We start from the raw sequence: 16330 nt of genomic DNA on the forward strand, positions 1-16330 counted from the left end.
ACTCATATTTTACTATATCTGCTTCGTTTGGCATAACTTTTTGCAAAATATTAAAAAAGTCTATAAATTTGTGGTATCTATTTCTTCATTCATTTATCTAAAAATAAAAACACCTTCATATCAATTCATAAAAACTGAATTAATAGAAAGTGTTTTTACAGCTTTGTATAAGCTACCGTTAACACGATATATAAAACTAACATATATTCATTGAACTTACAACTTAATATGAAGCTCTTTGCTAACAATCACTTTAAATCATTAAAACTACTCGTCCATTGATTTTGAAGCTTCGATTTCTGTTTCAGTTAACTTTGGTTTAATAAGTCCATAAATTAATGCTGAAACTAATGTACCAACTAGAAGTGCAATAAGAGTTTGAAGTAAGTGTGCACCATCAGTACCAACAATTACAATAATACCACCGTGTGGCGCAGTAATTCGAGAACCTAAGCCTAAAGCAATTGCGCCACCTATACCTGAACCAATCATCATTGAAGGAATAACACGTAATGGATCGGCAGCTGCAAATGGAATCGCACCTTCTGTAATAAACGACATACCCATCACATAGTTAGGGATAATTGAACCACGTTGTTCTTTTGTAAATTTACGTCTGAAAATTAACATCGCTGTCGCAATTGCTAACGGTGGAATCATACCACCAATCATTGCAGCTGTAATTGGTGCAGCATTACCTTCAATCAACGCACCTGTTGCAAAAACATATGCCGCTTTGTTGAATGGACCACCCATATCAATCGCCATCATAGCGCCAATAACTAAACCTAATAATACAATATTAGAACCTGATAAATTGTTTAATCCATCTAATAACAAATGATTTAACCAAGATGCTGGTGGATTAAAGACATAAATCATCAATAAGCCTGTAGCTGTCACTGTTAATAGTGGATAAATTAATGTCGGCTTTAATCCCTCTAATGCTTGTGGTAACTTACGTGTCATGGCTTTAACACCTTGTGTTAAGTAACCTGCTAAGAAACCTGCAATAATACCACCAATAAATCCTGAACCACCTGAAATTGCTAACATACCACCTACAAGACCTGACGCGAATCCAGGTTTATCTGCAATACTACGTGCAATGAAACCAGATAAAATTGGAATGATTAACGCGAATGCACTTTTACTACCAATGTTCCAAAGCTGCTCTGCAAACGCATTGTACTCTGAACTTTTCGGATCAAATGAGTTTGCACCAAATAAAAACACGATTGCCATTAAAATACCACCAGATATTACAAGTGGTAGCATGTTAGAAACACCGTTCATTAAGTGTTTATAGAATGCTTTACCTGGACTTAATTTTTCTTGACTGTCATTTGAGTTACCTTTTCTTTGACCATCACGGGCAACAAAAGGTTTACGACTTGTATCTAATGCTTTATTAATTAATTCTTCTGGACGTTTAATGCCATCTGCTACTGGTACTTCTACGACATTTTTACCATCGAAGCGATCCGTCTCAACATGAACATCAGCAGCAACAATGATACCTGTTGCATTTTTAATATCTTGTTCCGTTAAATGGTTTTTAATACCACTTGAACCGTTCGTTTCAACTTTAATTTTAATGCCCATTTTATCCGCTTGCTTTTTCAATGCATCACGCGCCATATATGTGTGTGCAATACCTGTTGGACAAGCAGTTACAGCTAATACATATGGCTCGTTTGATCCATTAGTGTCTTGATTTGCTTCTACAGCAGCAACTTGTTGTGCTTCAGCTTCTGCCTCTTCTTCTTTTGTCGCTTCATCATCAGCATGATCGATAATTGCTAACACTTCTTCTGGAGACGATGCATGTAATAATTTTTCACGTACATTTTCATCCATTAAAATACCAGATAGTTTAGCTAAAGCATCTAAATGTGTTTGGGCACCACCTTCTGGCGCTGCAATCATAAAGAATAAATGAGCTGGTTGCATATCTAAACTTTGGTAATCTACACCTTCTTTAGATTTACCGAATGCGATAGCTGGAGACTTAACTGCGGCTACTTTCGCATGTGGAATAGCAATACCTTCGCCGATACCAGTCGTACTTTGTGATTCTCGATTGTGAATCGCTTCCTTAAATGACGCGACATCACTTAATTTACCTGCTTTGTCTAATTGATTTACTAACTCATCAATAACACCATTTTTGTCATTTGCCATTAAATCCATTGCTATTGTATCTTTTGTTAATAACTCTGTTACTCTCATTATTTTCACTCCCCATCAAGTACGCTAATCGTAACTTGTGATTTTATTTTTTCTATAGCGTCCCGTGTTGCTAAGTCCTCATCAAATGCCGTGGCAGTACCGCATGCGACTGCTTGTTGGAATGCTTTTTCAATCGTTAAACCTGAAGCAATTCCAGCCACCATGCCTGCAACTGTACTATCACCAGAACCAACTGTATTAACCACTTTCCCTTGTGGATTAACTGCTTTAATACTGATTTCTTTATCAATATAAATAGCACCATCACCGCCAAGTGAGACAATAACAGATTGCGCACCTTTATCAACTAACAAACGACCATATTTAATAACATCTGTGTCTGAGTTCACTGTTGTATTAAACATCACTTCTAATTCATCTTTATTAGGTTTAATAAATAGTGGATGATATGGTAAAACGCTTTCAGCCAATTCTTTTTCAGCGTCGACTACTAATTTAGCACCTGTCTGTGCTGTAATTTGTGCAATTTGCGCATACGCATCACTTGGAATACTACTAGGTACACTTCCAGCAACAATAACTATATCTTCGCTTGTTGTATTTTTAATTTGTTGCAACAGTTGTTCAAATTGTGTTGACGTTATATGAGGACCCGGTGCATTGATTTCTGTTTCTTGTCCTGTTTTTAATTTCACATTAATACGTGTATCTTCATCAACTTCAATAAAATTCGATTGAATTGCACTGTTATTTAATGAATCTATAATAAATTTCCCAGGAAATCCACCTGCAAATCCCAAAGCAGTTGACTCAACTTCCAATGTCTTTAAAACACGTGAGACATTAATACCTTTTCCCCCAGCGAATTTATATGTTGCTGTTGCTCTGTTCAAACCATCAATTTTAAAATCATTCGTAAAAATGACATAGTCAATTGAAGGATTGAAAGTCACTGTATAAATCATAAAGTCCCTCCTATAAAGTGATACTTTTGTTGGTATTCTTTTAACGATTCTTGATTTAATGCTTTTTCAGATGTGATGATTGTCGTACTTTCTAGCAAAGGTACACGAGCAAAATATACTTTATTAAACTTAGAATGATCTATAAGTACAAATGATTGATTGGCTAATGACATTGCTGTTTGTTTAACTAATGCCTCTTGCTCATCGGGAGTAGTTAATCCAAGTTCAATATCTAATCCATTCATCCCGATAAAAGCTTTATCGAAACAATATCGTCTTAATATCTCCATGGCACTTGAACCAATCGTAGCAAGTGTATTTTCTTTAACTTGACCACCTAGCATAATTGTTTTAATACCTTTTTTAAGTAAAGCTTCTACATGTGTTAAACCATTGGTTACCACAATGATATCTTTCGCTTGAATATATTTAATTAGCTCCAATGTAGATGAACCAGCATCGATAAATAAGCATTCATTATCGTTGATTTGATTAGCTGCTATTTTAGCAATCATTTTCTTTTCATCGAGATTAGTTGCTAATTTTTCAGTTAAATTCGCCTCAACCATACGATTTTCTTTTAACATTGCACCACCATGCACACGTTGCAATTTCCCTAATTGTTGTAGTTTAGATAAATCTCTTCGTATTGTTGAAGCACTGCAGCCAGTTCGATCTATTAATTCTTGTAAAGTCAAAAAATCTTTGTGCGAAAGTTCTTCTAATATTAACTCGTGTCTTTTTTCTGTAATTATCATCATCACCCCATCTCACTCTGTATTATAATGAGTACGCTTTCACTTTTCAATCATAAATTACCAAAAACAATCACAAACAATCAAATTGTGACGATAAAATTACATTTTTATGTTCAAATACTCAATTATCATGACTGTTTATGATCGTAAAATGCTATTTCAATCAAAAAGGAGTGTAGCAGAAATGAATTTTATAAAAATTTCATCTCTGTCACACTCCTAATCTTGCCCCATACTTTTTGTTGTTATTAATCATTCATGGATAACTGCTCCAATTTTGCCTTTAGTTATTGTAATCAAATCCTCAACCGCTATCGTGATTTGCATTGTTCGAAGCCCACCACTCACACTGATATGACTATAATTTTCACAGGATTGGTCAACGACTGTTGGAAACAATGTTTTCATACCAACAGGTGAACACCCACCACGAATGTATCCCGTTACATTTTTTAAATTATCTAAAGGCATAAGTTGCAATTTCTTCTCTCCAACCAAAGCAGCTGCCTTTTTCATATCTAAAGTTTCACTTACTGGGATAACAAATACAAAATGTTCATGTTTTGTATTTTCTAGAACAAGTGTTTTAAATACTGTTTTAACATTTGCTTGTATGAGTTCTGCAACTTCTTGACCAGATAAATGTTCTTCTGGTACCTCAAAGCTATGAACTTCGTATTTAATTTTTGCACGATCAAGCATACGCATCGCGTTCGTTTTCTTATTTTTAGCCATTTCAACACCTCATTTATACTTCTTCAGAACTATATTAACATTTTAAAATACATTACGGATTGGTTGATTTTGACATTACATTTACATCATTTTATAAGTTGATTTCACCTTTTTAAATTAAAATATTGCAAAATAAAAACAGTATATCCAATTAGAATACACTGTTCCATCTATTATTTCGTTATTATGCCTTGATTTGAAATACTTACATGTTGCTTACTAGTTGAATTATCATTGGAATAAACATAATTATATCCATGATTTGTCTTAGAAATTCTTTCTAAACCATAATTATCATTGATATGCTTATCTGCATAACGATCAGCAATAACTTGGCACTCTTGTTCGTTAAAAGAATTTGATTTATTTGCATTCACACGATGCTTAAAATGATTTTGCTTTTTCACATTTTCATTCACTTCAGATGCTTTAGCAGTATGAATATTGAGAATATCCATTTTCTTTTTATAAGTATCTTCAGTTGATACATTTATCGCGTTAAGCGTATTAATCGTTTTATGTACCTTAGCAAGCGCAACTTCATTTGTTGCTAATATTAATAAACCAATTAAACAAACAGTTAATATTACAGCAACAAAGCCTAAAAATAAATTTTTTACTGTCATCCCCTTACCCACATTTCCTTACTCATTTTTTATCATCTTAACACATTAACGTTAATGAATTAGGTATGTGGATTGCAATTTAAAAAGAATGTAATATTTGTAACATGTTTATTACTCAAAATCATTTTTTGTTACATATAACATTTAAATATAAAGAGTAGAACATTTAGTCAATCGAATCTTTTTAAATGTAAAGCATCGACTTTTCTTCACTATAATTGTAAGAAAATCGATGCTTATTTTGTAATGCTTTAGTTGTCGAAATACATTAATCGAATGACAACCATGTGCGATATTACAAATCTTGTTGTTTTAACTTAGCTCTATGTTGCTTTTCAATTAAAACAATAACAACACCTGCTAATGAAACACCTATAGCCATATAAATTGGTGCTTCAATGTGTACATCAAATAACGCACCTGCGATTAAAGGACCTATGAAATTACCCATACTAGTGAATGTCGAGTTCAATCCGCCTGCAAAGCCTTGCCTTTCTCCAGCAATATTAGAAAAATAATTTGTAATGGCTGGTCGTATCATATCGAAACCTATGAAGACAACAAAACTGATTAACATTATTGACCAATAGCCATTAGCAAAAACTAATAATATTAAGACAACAACTGAATATAATAATGACCAAGCTATAAATGTTAACTCTGAGAAATACTTCATAAATTTATCGAAGAAATAGATTTGGAAAAGTGCCCCAAATATACCGCCACCTGTAATAGCAATCGAAATATCTTTAGGTGAATAATTTACCTTGTCAGCTGTATATAGTGAATACAATGTTTCAAATGCAGATAAACCAAACGATAATACAAGTGTTAGAATAACTGGTGTAATAAACACTTTCCAGTTAATTTTCGTTAGCAATTGTGGCTCCAACTTTTGGAATCCATTTGTCGAAACTTTTTTAGGGTCGTGAATCAATACAATTGACATTATAAATGCTAGAATACCTAATGCACCTGCAAAATAAAATGGCATACGATGTGAAGCTTCTGCCATAAATCCACCAATCCCTGGTCCTAAAATGAATCCTGAATTGATAATCGCTGACATGTAGCCAAAGTTTTTTGCTTTTTGATGGCTTGGTGAAATGTCAGCTATTAAACCTGTCACCCCAGGCATAACCATACCAGCACTCATACCACCGATAACCCTTGATAACATCAAAATTAAAAAATTCTGACCGATAGCAAACATAAATTCTGACACTGAAAACAAAATTAATCCTATACATATAATTAATTTCTTTCCTAATTTATCAGCTAACGTACCACCGAATGGCGATATAATCATTTGAGATAAGGCGAAAGCAGCAACTAATAATCCTAAATCACTACCAGTTAACCCCAAATCTTTTAAATAAACAGGTAAGACTGGTATCACTAGACCGATACCTAAAAAAATTAAGAAAATATTAAAATATAATACCAAAATCTGTTTATTCATTTGCTCACCTCTTTTTTCTACTTGTCACTCTTAAAGCTGTTATTTTTCTTTTCCACGACAGATTGCAATTCATGCTAAATATTCGTAAAAAGTTTCTATATTGTATTACAATATTGCTACAATTGACAATATTTTTTTCTTTGTAATTATCACTATTTTCCATTTAATTGTATAATTAATGACATATTAAAATAAAGGGGATTGATCATATGAAATTGCAAAAAAGTAATCATACTATACTACTAGTGTTAGAAAAAGGAGAAGACATCATTGAATGTATAACAACCTTTGCAGATGACCAAGACTTAACATTTACATCTGTCAGCGGCATTGGTGCATGTGATGACGTCATTTTAAAATTTTTCAATTTAACAACGAAACAATATGAAGAAAAACATATTACTGAGCCACTGGAATTGACGAGCTTATTAGGTAATATTTCTCGTCTAGATAATGGACATTTTGCACATTTACATGCAACATTTGGTACGCAATCATATGAAACTTTTAGCGGACATCTCGCTAAAGCAATTGTTTCTGCAACTGCTGAAATTGTGCTTACCGTTACAGATATGGATATTCAACGTACATTCAATGATTCAGTTGGTTTAAATTTACTTGATCCACAATAAGACATTACTTTTTAGTTGAAACACATCAACTCAAACGTTATCATAAGTGTTTAATTATAAATGCATTCGCACTTTGGTTTAGACATTTCTATAGTAAATAAACCTTTAAATAAAGTTTTGAATGTAATTATAATTACCACATTAATATGAATAACTTTTTTCATTAGAAAGTAGTGTATATCATTTATGAATTCACGATACATCGCTAGAATTTACTTTTTAGTATTATTTATTGCGTCACTATTTGAGAATAAAATATATCAATTTATGACATTAAATTTATTTTTAGCATATATACCTTTTGAGCTAAGCCTACTTTTGCGTTTATTTAGACCCAATAAAAAATATGAATGGCCGCTCTTCGTCATATATAGCTTTATATTTGTATTACTTTTACCTAACACATTTTATATGGTAACTGATTTAATTCATCTAAACCAATTTCAATTTAACTTTTATGCAGGGCTTAACTTATTTGAATGGAAGTACTTTACTTATTTACTGTTAGGTGTCTTTTTAGCAATTTATGTAATGATTTTAATCTATTTTGAAATTTTAACGCTTACTTCGCATCCATGGCTTAATAGAATAATTGTTGTAATTCTTATGTTTTTAAATGGCTTCGGCATTTACATCGGACGTTTCTTACGCTTACATTCCGTATACTTCTTTAATGAACCTATACGCGTCTTAAATCACATTCTAAAAAGTTTAACAATCGACACAGCAATATTTGTATGCTTTATGGTTATGATGCAAGCAGCTATTTTATTATTTGGAAAAGGAGTTAGATTGAAAAAGTGACTTTAGATATAACCGTTTTTATGATATCAATCATCGTTCTTCAAATGATTATTGGACACCTATGGCATGATATTGGTTTAAGTTACACAAGAAGTATTCTGCTGATGTTATTTCCGCTAGGTATAGGCGTTTTTGTTCAACAAATGATTTATTTCGAACGACAATATCCTAAATGGGATGTTCCTCAACATATAAAAATAAGACTAAAGTATATTTATATCATTACATTTTTGGAATATGTCTTGCTATATTTCACTATGTTTACTGACATATTCCGATAGAACAATTTAAACAAGCTAACTATGGCAAAACATGTCTTAGTTAGCTTGTTTTATTTTAGTTGAACCATCAAATCAGATCAATTAGTCTAATGCTTTAAATGTCGCTAAAACTTGAGATCTCTTTTCTTGATGATCCACTATTTGTTTTGGATAATGACGACCTAACTCAATCCCTTGTTTAAATAATTCAGATTCATTTCGATGTGTGTCATGTAAATACTTTGCATCAATTTGATTTAAAACTGGAAGATATGTTTTGATATATAATGCTTTAGGATCAAAGCGTTCACTCTGCCTAATTGGATTAAACATTCTAAAATACGGCACCGCATCCGTACCAGTAGATGCAGACCATTGCCAACCATGAACATTTGATGCTGCATCATAATCTATAAGATACTTTCTGAAGAAATCCTCTCCCCATGTCCAATTTATAAATAAATCTTTTGTTAAAAATTGAGACACAACCATTCTCATACGATTATGCATAAAACCTGTTTGTCTCAATTCCATCATTGCTGCATCAATTATTGGAAATCCCGTTTGACCATCACACCAAGCTTTAAAATCCGCTTCATTTTCAGACCAATTAATATGACGATATTTCGGTTTAAAAGATTGATGTGCAGACTCCGGATATTGTGTCATTAAAACATAATAAAACTCTCTAAAAATGAGCTCCCGAATAAACGCTTCATAGTTTGACTCATCTTCTTCATATCGTGATAACAAATCATTGAAAATTTCAATAATATCTAATAAGCCATATGCTAAGGCAATGCTTAATTGACTTGTTAATATTTCTGGTAAATATTCTCTGCCATTTTCATAATTCTGTATATCATGTTCTAAAAATTGTTGCCATTTTTCTTGTTCATGCGCTTGTGATGAACCAGCATCTATTTGGACATCTTTTAAATTATTAGGAGCTGCAATTACAATGTCAATTAACTCATTTAAGTCGTAGTGATATACATCTCTAATTCTCAAATACGGTCGCCATTTTTTATAAAAACTTGTAAACACTTTGTATGGTTCACCTTGTTTATTCATCGTTTTACTCGCTTTAAAATAATGATTACCACGTACTAATGTAACGGTAATTTCTGCTTGATCAAATTGAGAACGTTGATGTAAAATATCGTATTCTTCAAGATGATAACTCATGATATCTCCTGCTACTACTACTTCAGATATATTGTTTTCTTTACAAAATGAAATGATATCGTCATAAGACATTACATAAGGTGTGAGCTTTTCTGCGTGCAACGATTGGTAAAAGCGCTGCAAAGTACCGCGATAAAATTGTGCTTTCAAATCAGATGCTGTACTCATATCCTCTTCTGCAATAATGAAATAACAAGCATCAATATCATCTTTTTGTTGATAAATATATTCAAATAACGGATTATGTTCTGTTCGAAACATACGATTTAATAACACAGCTATTGCCATAAACAAAACACCCTTCAATTATCTTTTTATTTTATTAAGCTTTTTGTCACTTTAAAATAACCTAGATTCTTATTTATATTTTTAATTAAAGCAAACCTAACCATTTCCAATAAGTCATACTAAAAACTATCACTAGAATATACCCTACAATTGTCAATGGTATACCTGCTTTCAAGAAATCTTTAACTGTAAAAGTACCAGTGCCATAAGCCAACATATTTTGAGGTGCACTAACAGGTAATAAGAAACCAAAACTAATAACAAATTGTTGAATTAAAACAAATCCTATAGACTGGTCTCCTAAGTGTAACGTAGAGGTTAGCGAAATAAAAACAGGTATTAACGCTGATGATAAACTTGTTGCACTCGCAAAGCCCAAATGAATCAATATATTAAAAAGCGTGATAAGTGCAATTGTCGCGATAATAGGTAAATGTTTTAAACCTAAAACACCAAAAGTTTGATCACTTAACCATTGAGCTGCACCTGTTTTCAAAAGAACGTTACCTAGTGAAATACCTACACCAAACACGATAATTGTTCCCCATGGTATTTTATTTTCAACATGTTTCCATGTCATGACACCAATTTTCGGCATTAACATAACACCTAAAGCAATAATAGTAATGGATGCAGAGTCAATCGGATGTAATACTTTTTCAGTTGACCAAAACAGTAATAATAACATCGATATAACAATTAAACGCCATTCACGTGCGCTAACGGGGCCAAGTTTATGCAATTCTTCTTTTATTAAATCTTTGCCACCCTCTATTGTATTAATTTCTGGAGGCATCACTTTAATCATGATGAAATATAAAGCTATAGACATAACTATGGACCAAGGCGCTGCATATAAGAACCACTCGCCCCATGAAACATCAAATCCTAATTGATGGTTTATAAAATTAATCGCTACGATATTTTGTGCTGCCGCCGTTTTGATACCAATATTCCAAATTGACACAGCTTGTACTGAAGTAATTATTAATAATGACGCTAACTTGCTATCTTTAGAAACTTTAAATGCTGCAATCATACCCAGCAAGATTGGTACAACTGCCCCTGCTCTAGCTGTTGCAGAAGGAACGAAAAATGCAAGTACAATTGAAACAATAATTGCTCCAATAACTATATTTCTAGTTTTATTACCAACAATTGATAGCACTATAAGAGCTAGTCTTTTATGCAAATTCGTTTCTTGCATAGCAGCAGCCAAAAATAATGCGGCTGCAACGAGAGCTACAGCTGATGTTGCAAATCCACTAAACGCTAATGATAATGCATGATTTGTTCCTAGAAGATCACTTCCAGTTAAAACAGCACTACCACTTTTCGGGTTACCCAGCTTTTCTCCTAAATTTTGAACCGGGCTAAATCCTAAAAGTAATATCATTAAGCCAATAATTAAAGTTGCTGACACCGGATATGATACAGCTTCCGTTACCCACATAATAACTGCAAAAGCTAAAATAGCTAGTACTGCCTTGGCCATTATTGGCAGACTTGAAGGTGCCGGGAGTAATAGTACAACTATAAGTATTATAAAACTCATAACAATCCAAAATGGCTTGTATTGCTTTTTTGTCTTTTCTTTCTTTTGTTGTTCATGTTTAACTACCTTTTTTTCTTCTGACATAACAGTCACCCCTTTGTTTAATCTTAATTTAATTATAACAATTTTTTAAGACATACATTTTTAATTTATGCAAAATACACAATTTTATCGAAATATTTTGTAAATAATATTGCTAGGTGATGAGTTATCTCGGTTAATTACAAAAAGATATCTAAGTTTAAATATTAGAACATAAAAAAACTATCTACTGAATATCCTCATAGCATCATTTTTCTAAGCAAAAGTTAAACTTAGTTAGATAAAATGCAAATGAGATTATTGTAGATAGTCTCTTTTTAATATGTGGTGTAAACTCTAATTAACAATAAATTCTTAAGAGAGGAATTGATCGTTATGGCAGTGTTTACACCTTATTTTTATGATTTTAAGCGTTTAGATTATAGAAATTTTGTTATTTTAAGATTTCATGGTATTTCAAAACGTCATATTTGTAAGATGTATAAAATTGCATACTTTTGTATATTGGATGTGTGCAATAAAGCGAAAAATAATGACTATCAATTTACTTATAAGGATTATGTGTTTTTAAAAAAGTATGGTGTGTCTAACGCATTTATATGCAAGATGTATCATATTGATAAAATAGACCTAGAATTCTTTGAGGTGATGAACCGATAGGTTTCAAAAAAATTGAATAGGTCAGGAGAAGCATAGACACTCCATTATCAAAAATGCAGTGGTACGGATTTGCGGGAGTTATTCCTATTCGTGCGACCCTAAAAAACTCTGATTTGTATGAGTCTGCCTATTTTAATTAAGATTGAGGTGACTTTTATGATAGAACCAGTCATTGATATTGACGCAACTATGGGGAAAGAGTTTCGTTATTTGTCCCATGTTGAAAAAATATCGCGGTTTGATGAAGCTTATTATCTGTATACGATTATATGTGTTGATATTGGTGAACAAGTTAAAGTTAGACTGTCAAATGAAAAATACTTTGATTCTTTAGAACGTGTTGATTTTGATAATTTAACAATCAAACCTAGAGTATATCAAGATATGAATACAGGTTATTGTAATTTATATACAAGCTTTTCAGCTGATGATATTTATAGTTTAGAAACAAAAGCATAAAGCGTATAAATAAAAATTATAAAAAGAAATGAGGAATTTATTATGGCATGGAGTCCGAAATTTGATTTAAAAGAAACGTTTGGAGATTTATATTTCATGGGTGTTGATGAGAAATACAAATATGAAGATGGAGAAAAAACCGATCAAAAATTATATGCATACAAATTAGCGTCAACTGGTCAAGGTGAACAAGTAACTGTAAAAGTACCTAAAGAAGTAAAACTTGATATTATGTCAGTTTGTGAACTTGTAGGTGTAGAAGCAAAACAATATGTACAATCTTCAGGTGATTTCCATTCAATTCAACCGAGTATTAAGGCAGAAGATATTAGACAAATTGCGACAATTCAACATAAAAAAGGTGCACAACAAGGTTAGTGTATGGAATTTTATACAGCTGACAACTTAGCGCCTTATGCACGTACTTTAAAATTATCTGAAGGCATGTTGTCATATATTGCATCTAGAATTAATACAGGTGAAGCATTATCATTAATGCTTATCGCAAAGGAAATACAAGAAAAATTTAATGGTGACTATGTTAAAAGTCGTTTACCATCAGGCAGACCGAGGATATACACTGACGTCTGCTTATTGTGTTTTAGTTTGAAAGAAGCAGGACACGGGCGATTACTACAAATTGATTTGAAGGATTGTATCTATATTGGTGATGTAGATAGTTAAATATATCATTTGTATTGTTTAACTTAAGGCGAGCTGGACTTTTAGCGCCTGCAGGCGCAGAAATGCAAGCCGGGACGGCGTTAAGCATTTGGGCGGAGCCTGCGACAAAGGCGCGTTAAGAAAGGGAAGCGACAGCCTTAAGTTATCAAATCGCTTACGATTTGATAGGAGGTTTTTTCATGGAAAATCAAGCTTCTCCCCCCCTTACTAATAGGGGGGTAGCGAAGCCAGAAAAATGTGGCTTGGAGGCAGTTGTTGACTGGGTTCAAGCGACTTTTCAGGTGCCCTCGATTTTCACCATTATGGAGGATGTTTTGAAACTGCCTCGGGCAGTGTTTAAACATCGTAATAGTGGCTTGTACTTTTACAATCGTGGTTATACGTTTGGTAATATTCAAATCTTTTATTCGGATAAAGATGAGGGTATGGGTTTTCATTTACAGTTATCTGGTTCTGGTTGCCGAGAATTTGAACATTATTTAATTAACCGTAATGAAACGTGGCAAGATTTTTTTAAGCGCTGTGCGGTTAAAAACGCGCGTTTTACAAGAATTGATATTGCGATCGATGATACAAAAACATATTTAAAAATACCACGATTAATTAAAAAGGCTGAACATGGCGAATGTATTTCAAAATTTAGAACAGCGAGTTCAATTGCTGGTTTTAAATTGTCTGATGGACAGTCTAAGGGTTCAACCTTTTATATCGGCTCTAAAAAAAGTGATATGTACTGTCGCTTTTATGAAAAGAATTATGAAATGGCGTATAAATTAAAAACACCTGTTGAAGATTTTGGATTATGGAATCGTTATGAAATACAAATGCGACGAAGTAATGCGGAAAATTGTGCAAATATTTTAACAGAAACATCAAGCATATCAGATATTGTTAAAGGTGTTTTAAATAATAGTATGCGTTTTGTAACTGAGCCGAAAGATGTATCAGATAGTCGAAAATCAAGGTGGCCAGTTTATCAAGAATGGTCACGTTTTATTAAAGGTGCGGATAAAATTAGTTTAAGTATGAAGCCGAGTTTAAAGTCAATTGAGGATAATATTGATTGGTTATGTAAACAAGTAGCTACAACGTTAGATACTGTTTTAACAGCTGAAGCAATGGCACAATCTGAAGGTTTACTTGAAGATACAGATTTTCTAAATAAAATATTGGCGCATTCATCATTTAATGATGAACACACCGATAGAATTAATCATTATTTAGAAAATCTAAAGCGTAAAAAGAAAGGAGATGATTCCTATTAAAGCTTTTCTAAATAACATACGCAAAGCTTTTTTGAGTATCATCAACAAGTTGATATTATCAAGATTTTCAAAAAAAGGCAAGCGTTTTGATGTTCCTGAAGAAGAACGTAAATCATTACCGAAGTATCGCAATCACAGAAAAAAGATTGTGATTGTTTTTTATATGATTTTAGTGTTGTTAACCATTTTGTTGATTGCCTCTTTCATTAGAGCTTCTAAAGCGAAAAACGAAAGTAAAGAAGCAGTTAATAAAACGCAAGAAATTCAAAAGAAATATGAAGATAATGCTGAAACAGTTCAGTATAACCCTAATTTAAAGTTATATGCTGATAAGTATATTGATGCATATATGACTATTCCTAAAGATGGTAAGGCTAAAGAAGAGCGACAAAAAGCGTTAGCTGACTTTTATCCTTCTGATTACAAGACACCTACAGAAAACACTGAAAATGTTGAGCGTAAGCTGAATGAAAAGGAATTTTTTAATATTAAACGTAAAGATAAACAAACAATCATTCAGTATATTGTAAGTTACGATTTAAAAATTACAGAGAAAAAGGAGGTTAAAGTTAAAAAGAAAAAAGATAAAAAGGATGAATATGAAACAAAGACAGAAGAAAAAGAACGAACAGAAACTAAGAAAGCATTATTAAACATTCCGGTTAAAAGTGAAAATAATAAGTATGTGGTGATTGAATACCCTCATTTTTCTACGATTCCAAGTAATCAACTGAAAAAAGCAACACTTGTTAAAGATAGTTTGGAGAATGAAAAGCGTGAAGATAATCCAAAACTAAAAGCATTTGTTGAAGAGTTTTTTGATAAATATTGTAAAAGTAAATCGGATGATATGGCTTATTTAATGGATAGCCCCGAAGGGTTAGAAGATACACGTGAAGTGTCTAAAATCAGTGATTTACGTATTTATCCTAAGGGTGACGATTATGTTGTTAAAGCAGAGGTTTTAATGAAAGATAAAGGGTCACCACTTGAAAACTTAGAACATTACACCTTAGATATTACAAAAAAAGATGGTAAATATTACGTTAAAAAATTAACAACAACAATTGGAGGTTAAAGTGATGGAACATTTATTTAATTTAATGTTGGTACTAGGTGATGCACCTTCCATTAATCCACTTGGTCAATGGGTTAATAAAGAGGTTGGTACTGCGATTGGTATTATTGTATTGGTAATTGGTTGTGTTAAATGGGCAACGGGTAAATATGGGCATATGCTTGTGTTATTTGTTGTGGGTGGTTTAATGTTCCTGATTTCTAAAGGGCCTGAGACAGTGTTTAATTCAGTATCAGGGATTTGGAAATTGATTTTTGGGAGCTGATCTATATGGATAAAAAAGCATATAACCTTAAACGAACATTTGAACAGCCGATTGTGATGTATGAATTTACTGGAAGTTATCGGTGGTCAAAAGGTATTCGTTTAGACTGGGTCGGTACGTTGTTTGTGATTGAATTGATTTTAATATTATTATATCTTAAGGCTGGATTTAATACATTAACAGGTTTAATACCAGGTTTGACGATTATTTATTTTACAGTACTCCCCTATTATATGACGAAGCAATTAGTAAAATTAAAACAAGATGGTAAGAAACTGATATTCTTTCTTTGGGATTTTATGATGTATGTGTTTAACATTCAAATGCGCAATGTACATTATGCATATGATGAAGAAGTGAAATATCATGACAAGAAAATAATAAAATTGAAATAGTCCCTAACGGGGCTAT

Annotated in this window: 19 protein-coding genes; 11 read left to right on the plus strand and 8 right to left on the minus strand. The window is 32.4% G+C overall.

Annotated features, from left to right (window positions below; translation table 11 throughout):
- Positions 1 to 267: 267 nt before the first annotated feature.
- From JV528_RS08315 to norA, 6 genes are all read right to left on the minus strand, one after another.
- Positions 268 to 2232 (minus strand): PTS fructose transporter subunit IIABC, encoded by a 1965-nt coding sequence (locus JV528_RS08315; RefSeq protein WP_001266561.1) that lies wholly within the window; start codon positions 2230 to 2232, stop codon positions 268 to 270.
- Positions 2233 to 2237: 5 nt separating this feature from the next.
- A complete protein-coding gene (pfkB, locus tag JV528_RS08320) occupies positions 2238 to 3158 on the minus strand; it encodes a 1-phosphofructokinase (protein WP_000640748.1) in 921 nt (306 codons plus the stop codon).
- The gene (locus JV528_RS08325) at positions 3155 to 3919 is read right to left on the minus strand and encodes a DeoR/GlpR family DNA-binding transcription regulator (protein ID WP_000972699.1); all 765 of its coding nucleotides are present in this window, start codon (positions 3917 to 3919) and stop codon (positions 3155 to 3157) included. The genes pfkB and JV528_RS08325 overlap by 4 nt, the downstream gene beginning before the upstream one ends.
- Before the next feature lie 249 nt (positions 3920 to 4168).
- Positions 4169 to 4651: a Cys-tRNA(Pro) deacylase gene (ybaK, locus tag JV528_RS08330; protein ID WP_001107242.1), complete on the minus strand. Its 483-nt coding sequence runs from the start codon at positions 4649 to 4651 to the stop codon at positions 4169 to 4171.
- 173 nt (positions 4652 to 4824) lie between these two features.
- Complete coding sequence (locus JV528_RS08335; protein WP_000216729.1) at positions 4825 to 5277, minus strand: hypothetical protein; 453 nt, start codon at positions 5275 to 5277, stop codon at positions 4825 to 4827.
- A 295-nt stretch (positions 5278 to 5572) separates the two neighbouring features.
- Complete coding sequence (norA, locus tag JV528_RS08340; protein WP_001041327.1) at positions 5573 to 6739, minus strand: multidrug efflux MFS transporter NorA; 1167 nt, start codon at positions 6737 to 6739, stop codon at positions 5573 to 5575.
- Positions 6740 to 6948: 209 nt separating this feature from the next.
- Between norA and JV528_RS08345 the strand changes: the two genes are divergently transcribed.
- From JV528_RS08345 to JV528_RS08355, 3 genes are all read left to right on the plus strand, one after another.
- Positions 6949 to 7371, plus strand: a complete 423-nt coding sequence (locus JV528_RS08345) for a PPC domain-containing DNA-binding protein (RefSeq protein ID WP_000776002.1) — start codon at positions 6949 to 6951, stop codon at positions 7369 to 7371.
- 186 nt (positions 7372 to 7557) lie between these two features.
- Positions 7558 to 8175 carry a DUF1361 domain-containing protein gene (locus JV528_RS08350; RefSeq protein WP_001088758.1) on the plus strand — a complete coding sequence of 206 codons (618 nt, stop codon included), beginning with the start codon at positions 7558 to 7560 and terminating at the stop codon, positions 8173 to 8175.
- A gap of 20 nt (positions 8176 to 8195) precedes the next feature.
- The gene (locus tag JV528_RS08355) at positions 8196 to 8456 is read left to right on the plus strand and encodes a hypothetical protein (protein WP_115305746.1); all 261 of its coding nucleotides are present in this window, start codon (positions 8196 to 8198) and stop codon (positions 8454 to 8456) included.
- An 81-nt stretch (positions 8457 to 8537) separates the two neighbouring features.
- Here the strand turns inward: JV528_RS08355 and JV528_RS08360 are convergent, their stop codons facing one another.
- Positions 8538 to 9911: a cryptochrome/photolyase family protein gene (locus JV528_RS08360; protein ID WP_000952051.1), complete on the minus strand. Its 1374-nt coding sequence runs from the start codon at positions 9909 to 9911 to the stop codon at positions 8538 to 8540.
- Positions 9912 to 9996: 85 nt separating this feature from the next.
- Positions 9997 to 11550, minus strand: coding sequence for an SLC13 family permease (locus JV528_RS08365; RefSeq protein ID WP_001288102.1), 1554 nt, complete (start codon positions 11548 to 11550; stop codon positions 9997 to 9999).
- A 333-nt stretch (positions 11551 to 11883) separates the two neighbouring features.
- On the opposite strand from JV528_RS08365, the gene JV528_RS14665 reads away from it, so the two are divergent.
- The 8 genes from JV528_RS14665 (at position 11884) to JV528_RS08400 (ending at position 16314) form a co-directional block, all read left to right on the plus strand.
- Complete coding sequence (locus tag JV528_RS14665; RefSeq protein ID WP_239469877.1) at positions 11884 to 12168, plus strand: hypothetical protein; 285 nt, start codon at positions 11884 to 11886, stop codon at positions 12166 to 12168.
- Positions 12169 to 12324: 156 nt separating this feature from the next.
- Entirely contained in the window at positions 12325 to 12627 is a 303-nt protein-coding gene (locus JV528_RS08370) for a transposase (protein ID WP_204177166.1), read from the plus strand.
- A gap of 42 nt (positions 12628 to 12669) precedes the next feature.
- Positions 12670 to 13005, plus strand: a complete 336-nt coding sequence (locus JV528_RS08375; RefSeq protein ID WP_204177165.1) for a DUF961 family protein — start codon at positions 12670 to 12672, stop codon at positions 13003 to 13005.
- 3 nt (positions 13006 to 13008) lie between these two features.
- Positions 13009 to 13311, plus strand: coding sequence for a hypothetical protein (locus tag JV528_RS08380; RefSeq protein WP_000398119.1), 303 nt, complete (start codon positions 13009 to 13011; stop codon positions 13309 to 13311).
- Positions 13312 to 13490: 179 nt separating this feature from the next.
- Entirely contained in the window at positions 13491 to 14576 is a 1086-nt protein-coding gene (locus JV528_RS08385; RefSeq protein ID WP_204254820.1) for a replication initiation factor domain-containing protein, read from the plus strand.
- A gap of 31 nt (positions 14577 to 14607) precedes the next feature.
- A complete protein-coding gene (locus JV528_RS08390) occupies positions 14608 to 15654 on the plus strand; it encodes a conjugal transfer protein (protein WP_204254821.1) in 1047 nt (348 codons plus the stop codon).
- 4 nt (positions 15655 to 15658) lie between these two features.
- Positions 15659 to 15919 (plus strand): TcpD family membrane protein, encoded by a 261-nt coding sequence (locus JV528_RS08395; protein ID WP_000400523.1) that lies wholly within the window; start codon positions 15659 to 15661, stop codon positions 15917 to 15919.
- 5 nt (positions 15920 to 15924) lie between these two features.
- Positions 15925 to 16314: a TcpE family conjugal transfer membrane protein gene (locus JV528_RS08400; protein ID WP_000358149.1), complete on the plus strand. Its 390-nt coding sequence runs from the start codon at positions 15925 to 15927 to the stop codon at positions 16312 to 16314.
- Positions 16315 to 16330: the final 16 nt, after the last annotated feature.

This window comes from Staphylococcus sp. GDB20D11A (genome assembly GCF_016893255.1).
In the GTDB taxonomy this organism is placed as follows: Bacteria; Bacillota; Bacilli; order Staphylococcales; family Staphylococcaceae; genus Staphylococcus; species Staphylococcus aureus.